Here is a 7,624-nt window from a genome sequence, read left to right as displayed (position 1 = left end):
TCCGAAACCCCTATCTGCGTATGCAGGTAGGGGTTTTGTTTTGTCCGCAGGAAAGCTGGCCTGTCGAGTTTCTATGCAATGGCGCGGGGCATGGCTATCATGCGGGCCTCATTGTGAGGCGAGACTTGCATGCTGACGTTGTTAAAGCTTCTTAAAGATGGCCGATTCCATTCGGGCCAGGCTTTGGGCGTTGCCTTGGGTGTCAGTCGTAGTGCCGTTTGGAAGCAGCTTCAGCATTTAGAGGCTGATCTAGGGCTATCCATCCATAAGGTGCGGGGGCGCGGCTATCAACTGGCTACGCCGTTGACGCTGCTTGATTCTGTCGAGATAAGAGGGCGAGCACCTTCTTGTGATTGGCCCATCCTGGTTTTCGATTCAATCGACTCCACTAATGCCGAGGCTCTGCGTGCCATAGCGCGAGGTCAGGCTGCACCATTTCTGGTGCTAGCTGAACGGCAAACAGCAGGTCGCGGGCGGCGTGGGCGAAAGTGGGTGAGCCCATTTGCGGAAAACATCTATTACAGCCTCGTGCTGCGTATTGAAGGTGGAATGCGTCAGCTCGAAGGCTTGAGTCTTGTTGTTGGGCTCGCCGTCATGCAGGCCTTGCGAATGCTTGGTGTTTCGGGGGCTGGATTGAAGTGGCCGAACGATGTTCTGGTCGGTCAGAAAAAGATTGCCGGGATATTGCTCGAGCTGGTGGGGGATCCTGCCGATGTGTGTCACGTTGTGCTGGGTGTGGGAATTAATGTGAACATGCAGATTACCGATGAGGTCGATCAGCAGTGGACGTCCATGCGGCTCGAGTCGGGTAAGGTGTTTGACCGAAATCACTTGGTGGGGGAGTTGGGCGCGATGCTCCAGGAGTATCTGTGTTGTCATCAAGTCCACGGATTTTCAGCTATCCAGGCAGAGTGGGAACAAAATCATCTCTGGCAGGGTCGAGCCGTGTCGTTGATTGCCGGTGTTAACCAAATAAATGGCGAAGTGCTGGGTATTGATAGTCAGGGTGCTCTGCGCTTGAAGGTGGGTGGTGTGGAAAAAGTCTTTAGTGGTGGTGAGCTCAGTCTGAGGTTACGTGATGATTCTTGAGCTCGACTGCGGAAACAGTTTCATCAAGTGGCGGGTGCTCGATGCGGATGTTCGGCGGGTGGTTGGCGAGGGTGTCGTTGATTCAGATCTTGCTTTGCTGGAGAGCCTGAAAGCGCTCAAGGGGCTCGCTCTCAAGTTTTGTAGGCTGGTCAGTGTCAGGACCGCCGAAGAAACCAATGCACTGATTTCACTACTGACAGAGGCTTTTGGTGTGTCGGTGGTATGTGCAGCACCGTCACGCGAAATGTCCGGGGTTCGTAATGGCTATGAGGAGTTCGAGCGCTTAGGGCTCGACCGTTGGCTGGCGATGCTCGGGGGATTTCATCTCGCCTCGGGCGCGTGCCTTGTGCTTGATTTTGGTACGGCTGTTACTGCGGACTTCATCGCCAGGGACGGCGAGCATCTCGGAGGATTTATATGCCCGGGTATACCGCTGATGCGAAACCAGTTGCGTACCCATACCCGTAGAATTCGTTATGGGGATCTGGCAGCCGAGCGCGCTCTGGAAAGTCTCATTCCTGGTCGCACAACTGTCGAGGCAGTCGAGCGGGGATGCTCGCTGATGCTGAGAGGCTTTGTCCTGACACAGCTAGAGTTGGCGCGTACCTATTGGGGGGATGATTTTGCTGTGTTTCTCACTGGGGGAGATGCAGGGCTGGTTTCCGAAATCGTGCCTGAGGCCAGAGTGGTTCCCGACCTGGTGTTTGTAGGCTTGGCTATGGCATGCCCCTTGTCCTGAGGTTTTTATGCGTTGGTTGTTTCTGCTGCTGCTTGTTCTCAATGTGTTCTATTACATCTGGCACCAACAAGAGGCTCCTCTGCGCGCAAAGGATGTAACCCCTTTGAGTTTGTATCGGGGTTCGCAGCAGGATATTCGCTTGTTGAGTGAGACGACTGACGCGGCTCGTGATAAAGGAAAGCCTGCCCAGGCGGACGATGGTTGTCTCTATCTGGGCGGTTTTGCTCGTCAGGAGGCGGCTCAGGCGGTCGAGCGGCGATTGAGCGGCATGGAAATCAAGTTCCATTCCTTGCCGAAGGCTCCCGCCGAGTCTGCTGGTTACTGGGTGCGTGTGGCACCAGAAAGCCGACGTTGGCTGGATGACTCGCAGCTGAAAAACCTTTCTAGAGAATTCAATGAGTTAAAATATAAAATAATGCCGTGCGAGGGGGTTGCACCCGCAGAATAGTTTGCATAGAATGGCGCCCGCTTCGCAGTGAAGACCTTTAACGGTTAACGGTGCGGAGCGATGTCAACGCAGCTAACCTCAGGTTTTTAATGAGAAAATGCTTGACAGAAGGCCGGCATGATATAGAATGCCGGCTCGCTTAGGAGGGGTTCCCGAGCGGCCAAAGGGATCAGACTGTAAATCTGACGTCTACGACTTCGAAGGTTCGAATCCTTCCCCCTCCACCATTTTTAGCGAGAGCTGCAAGCTCCGCGGGTATAGTTTAGTGGTAGAACCTCAGCCTTCCAAGCTGATGATGCGGGTTCGATTCCCGCTACCCGCTCCAAGTTTGCAGATCCTGCAAAGTGTTGCGCTCTTGTAGCTCAGTTGGTAGAGCACACCCTTGGTAAGGGTGAGGTCAGCGGTTCGAATCCGCTCAAGAGCTCCATATAACAAGGCAGATATGAAAATATCTGCCTTTGTTTTAATGGCTTGTTTGACTTGCTTAATTCTTCTGCTAGGGGTGATTTCGATGGCTAAGGAAAAGTTCGAACGTAATAAGCCGCACGTCAACGTTGGTACCATTGGTCACGTCGATCACGGTAAAACCACTCTGACTGCTGCCTTGACCCGTGTCTGCTCCGAGGTTTTCGGTTCAGCAAAGGTCGACTTCGACAAGATCGATAGCGCCCCTGAAGAAAAAGCTCGTGGCATTACCATCAACACCGCTCACGTTGAGTACGATTCGGCCGTGCGTCACTACGCGCACGTTGACTGCCCTGGTCACGCCGACTATGTAAAAAACATGATTACCGGTGCTGCGCAGATGGATGGTGCGATTCTGGTTTGTTCGGCCGCTGATGGTCCGATGCCGCAAACCCGTGAGCACATCCTGCTGTCCCGTCAGGTTGGCGTTCCGTACATCGTTGTCTTCCTGAACAAGGCTGACATGGTTGACGATGCTGAGTTGCTGGAGCTGGTTGAGATGGAAGTGCGCGACCTGTTGAGCGCTTACGATTTTCCGGGTGATGACACTCCGATCATCATCGGTTCGGCGCTGATGGCGCTGAACGGTCAAGACGATAACGAGATGGGTACCACTGCCGTCAGGAGATTGGTTGAGGCTCTGGATAGCTACATTCCGCAGCCTGAGCGCGCTATTGATAAGCCGTTCCTGATGCCGATCGAGGATGTGTTCTCGATCTCCGGTCGCGGTACTGTTGTGACTGGTCGTATCGAGCGCGGAATCGTCAAGATTCAGGAAGAAATCGAAATTGTTGGTTTGCGTGACACCATCAAAACTACCTGTACTGGTGTTGAGATGTTCCGCAAACTGCTCGACGAAGGTCGTGCTGGCGAGAACTGCGGCGTTTTGCTGCGTGGTACCAAGCGTGATGATGTTGAGCGTGGCCAGGTTTTGGTCAAGCCGGGCACCGTCAAGCCGCATACGAAGTTCACCGCTGAGGTTTATGTTCTGAGCAAGGAAGAAGGTGGGCGTCATACGCCATTCTTCAAAGGTTACCGTCCACAGTTCTACTTCCGTACAACTGATGTGACTGGTAACTGCGAGCTGCCGGAAGGTGTTGAAATGGTGATGCCGGGTGATAACGTTCAGATGACCGTTACCCTGATCAAAACCATCGCGATGGAAGATGGTCTGCGTTTCGCTATCCGTGAAGGCGGTCGTACCGTCGGCGCGGGTGTCGTAGCCAAAGTCATCGAGTAAGTTGTTGTAATGTCTTTTTCGGGCCGGCATAATGGTCGGCCTGATTTTGTTTTAGGTCAGTAGCTCAATTGGCAGAGCGACGGTCTCCAAAACCGTAGGTTGGGGGTTCGATTCCCTCCTGACCTGCCAGATTCACTTGGTGTGTCTGGCTTTCTTTTCACAGGATCTTCATAGATGACTCCTAAAGCTGAAGCTCAAGGCTCTCGCTTCGATCTGCTCAAGTGGCTAGTAGTAGTCGCTTTGGTGGTTGTTGGCGTTGTTGGCAATCAGTATTACTCTGCTTCGCCGATCCTGTACCGCGTACTTGCTTTGCTTGTCATTGCTGCTGTAGCTGCCTTTGTAGGCCTGCAGACAGTCAAGGGCAAGTCTTTCTTTGTACTGGTTAAGGAAGCTCGCACCGAGATTCGTAAAGTCGTATGGCCAACTCGCCAAGAAACCACGCAGACCACGTTGATTGTTGTGGCTGTCGTTTTGGTTATGGCGTTGCTGTTGTGGGGGCTTGATTCCCTGCTCGGTTGGCTTGTTTCCTTGATTGTCGGCTAAGGGTGTCCCGTGGCTAAGCGTTGGTACGTTGTGCATGCTTACTCCGGTTACGAGAAGCATGTCATGCGCTCGTTAGTAGAGCGCGTAAAGCTGGCTGGCATGGAAGATGGCTTTGGCGAAATTCTGGTTCCCACTGAAGAAGTGGTTGAAATGCGTAATGGCCAGAAACGCAAAAGCGAGCGCAAGTTCTTCCCAGGTTATGTGCTGGTTCAGATGGATATGAATGAGGGTACTTGGCACTTGGTCAAGGATACTCCTCGGGTGATGGGTTTCATTGGCGGTACCGCTGATAAGCCTGCGGCAATTACAGATAAAGAGGCAGAAGCGATTCTGCGTCGCGTTGCTGATGGTAGCGACAAGCCGAAACCGAAGACGTTGTTCGAGCCAGGTGAGTCGGTGCGTGTCAATGACGGACCGTTTGCTGATTTTACTGGCACGGTCGAAGAAGTTAACTACGAAAAGAGCCGGATCCAAGTGGCGGTGCTCATTTTCGGTCGCTCTACTCCGGTAGAGCTGGAGTTCAGTCAGGTCGAAAAGGTCTAGCTGAGCAAGCATCCCAACCCCGCAGCCTAGGCTGTGGGGTTTTGTCGTCACTGGGATAAACGCGCAAGTAACCGGGGAGCCTTTCGAGGCGTTCGAACCCGTAATTGGAGTGCCTCATGGCCAAGAAGATTACCGCTTACATCAAGCTGCAAGTGAAAGCCGCTCAGGCTAACCCAAGCCCACCTGTTGGTCCTGCTCTGGGTCAGCACGGCGTGAACATCATGGAATTCTGCAAGGCTTTCAACGCCCGTACTCAGGGTATTGAGCCAGGTCTGCCGACTCCAGTGATCATCACTGTCTATAGCGACCGTAGCTTCACTTTCGAAACCAAGTCTACCCCTGCTTCGGTTCTGCTGAAGAAGGCTGCTGGTCTGGCTAGCGGTTCCGCTCGTCCGAACACCGTTAAGGTTGGCACTGTGACCCGTGCTCAGCTGGAAGAAATCGCGAAAACCAAAAACGCGGATCTGACTGCAGCTGATATGGACGCAGCCGTGCGTACTATCGCCGGTTCTGCTCGTAGCATGGGCCTTAACGTGGAGGGTGTGTAATGGCTAAGCTGACCAAGCGCCAAAAGGCTATCGCCGGCAAAATCGAAGCAGGCAAGTCCTACAACTTTGTAGACGCTGCTGCTCTGCTGGCTGAGCTGTCGACTGTCAAGTTCAGCGAGTCGTTCGACGTTGCTGTAAATCTGGGTGTTGATCCGCGTAAATCCGACCAGGTCGTTCGTAGCGCTACTGTGCTGCCACACGGCACTGGCAAGACCGTTCGCGTTGCTGTGTTCACCCAGGGTCCAGCTGCCGAGGCCGCTCTGGCTGCCGGCGCTGACCGTGTAGGTATGGACGACCTGGCTGCCGAAATGAAAGCCGGCAACCTGAACTTCGACGTAGTTATCGCATCTCCGGATGCAATGCGCGTTGTCGGTCAGTTGGGTCAGATCCTCGGTCCACGTGGCCTGATGCCTAACCCTAAAGTCGGCACCGTAACCCCGGACGTAGCTACTGCGGTTAAAAACGCCAAGGCTGGTCAGGTTCGTTATCGCACCGACAAAAACGGCATCATTCACACCTCCGTTGGCAAAGTCGGCTTTGATGCCGTCAAGCTGAAGGAAAACGTTGAAGCCCTGATCTCTGATCTGAAGCGTATCAAGCCGGCTTCCTCGAAAGGCATTTATGTCAAACGCATCACCCTGAGCACCACCATGGGCCCGGGCCTGGTCATCGACCAAGGTTCGCTGGAAGCGTAAGACAAAAATTGGCGCAAGCGATTGCGCCAATTGAAAGATTGGGGTCCCTGCCTGGCGGGGGCTATCCAAGACCGTAGGCGACGCAAGTCTTAAACCTCAAGCCTACGCAGATGGTGCTCCCGGTTCCTTACCGAATCAGACACCAAAACGACATCTGACCTCGGTTGGATGAAACGGTAACAAGCAGGAGTTTTTCCCGTGGCAATTAAACTTGAAGACAAGAAGGCCATCGTCGCTGAAGTCAACAAGGCTGCCCAAGTTGCTCTGTCCGCTGTCGTGGCTGATGCCCGTGGCGTAACAGTAGGCGCTATGACCGGACTCCGTAAAGAGGCTCGTGAAGCTGGCGTATACGTACGTGTTGTACGTAACACCCTGCTCAAGCGCGCCGTTGCTGGCACTCAATATGACGTGCTCAACGACGTGTTCACTGGCCCGACCTTGATTGCATTCTCCAAAGAACATCCGGGCGCTGCTGCCCGTATCTTCAAAGAGTTCGCAAAAGGTCAGGATAAGTTCGAGATCAAGGCAGCTGCGTTCGAGGGCAAGTTCCTCGCAGCTAATCAGATCGACGTACTGGCAAGCCTGCCGACCCGTGACGAAGCAATTTCTCAGCTGATGAGCGTGATTCAAGGCGCAACCAGCAAATTGGCTCGTACTCTGGCGGCTCTTCGCGACCAGAAAGAAGCTGCGGCAGCCTAAGGCTGAGCGACTCCTTTCAGCGTTTATTGTTTATTTCGATGGCCGCGTAGGCTGTCACCCCAATACAGGAATTTATAGTCATGTCTCTGACTAACGACCAAATCATCGAAGCAATCGGCGAAAAATCCGTTCTGGAAATCGTTGAGCTGATCAAAGCCATGGAAGAGAAGTTCGGCGTTTCTGCTGCCGCTGCTTCCGCTGGTCCAGCTGCTGTCGCTGCCGTTGTTGAAGAACAAACTGAATTCAACGTCATGCTGCTGGAAGCTGGCGAGAAGAAAGTTAACGTGATCAAGGCAGTACGTGAACTGACCGGTCTGGGCTTGAAAGAAGCCAAGGCTGTAGTTGACGGCGCTCCTGGCATGGTTCTGGAAGCTGTTTCGAAAGACGCAGCTGACAAAGCCAAAGCCACTCTGGAAGAAGCAGGCGCTAAAGTCGAGCTGAAGTAAGCATCGACTTTGCGTCTCCAGCCCGAGCGTTAAGCGAAAGGCTGATGGCTGGTGGCTCTTGCCACCGGCCTTTTTCCGTTATTGGCAGCCGACTGGGTCGGTGTTGATAACGAGCTGTAACCACCCGATGCGGTGGCGCAAACCATGGGGTTTGCACGATTTTCTGGCT

10 protein-coding genes and 4 tRNA genes are annotated in these 7,624 nt (G+C 53.6%); all 14 read left to right on the top strand.

The features are described 5' to 3' along the window. Nucleotides 1-129 precede the first annotated feature (129 nt). The 14 genes from birA (at nucleotide 130) to rplL (ending at nucleotide 7,455) form a co-directional block, all read left to right on the top strand. Complete coding sequence (gene birA, locus QK293_RS17810) at nucleotides 130-1,089, top strand: bifunctional biotin--[acetyl-CoA-carboxylase] ligase/biotin operon repressor BirA (RefSeq protein ID WP_282379331.1); 960 nt, start codon at nucleotides 130-132, stop codon at nucleotides 1,087-1,089. Then, nucleotides 1,079-1,828, top strand: coding sequence for a pantothenate kinase (locus QK293_RS17805; protein WP_282379329.1), 750 nt, complete (start codon nucleotides 1,079-1,081; stop codon nucleotides 1,826-1,828). Before birA ends, QK293_RS17805 begins: the two co-directional genes overlap by 11 nt. Before the next feature lie 7 nt (nucleotides 1,829-1,835). After that, nucleotides 1,836-2,276 (top strand): hypothetical protein, encoded by a 441-nt coding sequence (locus tag QK293_RS17800; protein WP_282379327.1) that lies wholly within the window; start codon nucleotides 1,836-1,838, stop codon nucleotides 2,274-2,276. A gap of 142 nt (nucleotides 2,277-2,418) precedes the next feature. Next, a tRNA-Tyr gene (locus tag QK293_RS17795) sits at nucleotides 2,419-2,503 on the top strand. A 24-nt stretch (nucleotides 2,504-2,527) separates the two neighbouring features. After that, nucleotides 2,528-2,601 (top strand) — tRNA-Gly (locus tag QK293_RS17790). A 26-nt stretch (nucleotides 2,602-2,627) separates the two neighbouring features. Beyond that, nucleotides 2,628-2,703 (top strand) — tRNA-Thr (locus tag QK293_RS17785). 84 nt (nucleotides 2,704-2,787) lie between these two features. Further along, nucleotides 2,788-3,981, top strand: coding sequence for an elongation factor Tu (gene tuf / locus QK293_RS17780; protein WP_282379338.1), 1,194 nt, complete (start codon nucleotides 2,788-2,790; stop codon nucleotides 3,979-3,981). Between the two features lie 53 nt (nucleotides 3,982-4,034). Beyond that, nucleotides 4,035-4,110, top strand: a tRNA-Trp gene (locus QK293_RS17775). Between the two features lie 45 nt (nucleotides 4,111-4,155). Beyond that, nucleotides 4,156-4,524 carry a preprotein translocase subunit SecE gene (secE, locus tag QK293_RS17770; RefSeq protein WP_007896620.1) on the top strand — a complete coding sequence of 123 codons (369 nt, stop codon included), beginning with the start codon at nucleotides 4,156-4,158 and terminating at the stop codon, nucleotides 4,522-4,524. 9 nt (nucleotides 4,525-4,533) lie between these two features. Continuing rightward, nucleotides 4,534-5,067, top strand: a complete 534-nt coding sequence (gene nusG / locus QK293_RS17765) for a transcription termination/antitermination protein NusG (protein ID WP_282379324.1) — start codon at nucleotides 4,534-4,536, stop codon at nucleotides 5,065-5,067. Between the two features lie 116 nt (nucleotides 5,068-5,183). Beyond that, entirely contained in the window at nucleotides 5,184-5,615 is a 432-nt protein-coding gene (rplK, locus tag QK293_RS17760; RefSeq protein ID WP_282379322.1) for a 50S ribosomal protein L11, read from the top strand. Then, entirely contained in the window at nucleotides 5,615-6,310 is a 696-nt protein-coding gene (gene rplA / locus QK293_RS17755; RefSeq protein ID WP_201190738.1) for a 50S ribosomal protein L1, read from the top strand. The genes rplK and rplA overlap by 1 nt, the downstream gene beginning before the upstream one ends. Nucleotides 6,311-6,508: 198 nt before the next feature. Then, entirely contained in the window at nucleotides 6,509-7,009 is a 501-nt protein-coding gene (gene rplJ, locus QK293_RS17750; protein WP_010467255.1) for a 50S ribosomal protein L10, read from the top strand. 80 nt (nucleotides 7,010-7,089) lie between these two features. Then, nucleotides 7,090-7,455 carry a 50S ribosomal protein L7/L12 gene (gene rplL / locus QK293_RS17745; RefSeq protein ID WP_010467258.1) on the top strand — a complete coding sequence of 122 codons (366 nt, stop codon included), beginning with the start codon at nucleotides 7,090-7,092 and terminating at the stop codon, nucleotides 7,453-7,455. The last annotated feature ends 169 nt before the right edge of the window (nucleotides 7,456-7,624 follow it).

The sequence above is a fragment of the Pseudomonas sp. AL03 genome (genome assembly GCF_029960815.1).
In the GTDB taxonomy this organism is placed as follows: Bacteria; Pseudomonadota; Gammaproteobacteria; order Pseudomonadales; family Pseudomonadaceae; genus Aquipseudomonas.
The sequence above is the reverse complement of the archived record's forward strand: the minus strand, read 5'-3'. Positions and strand labels throughout refer to the sequence as shown.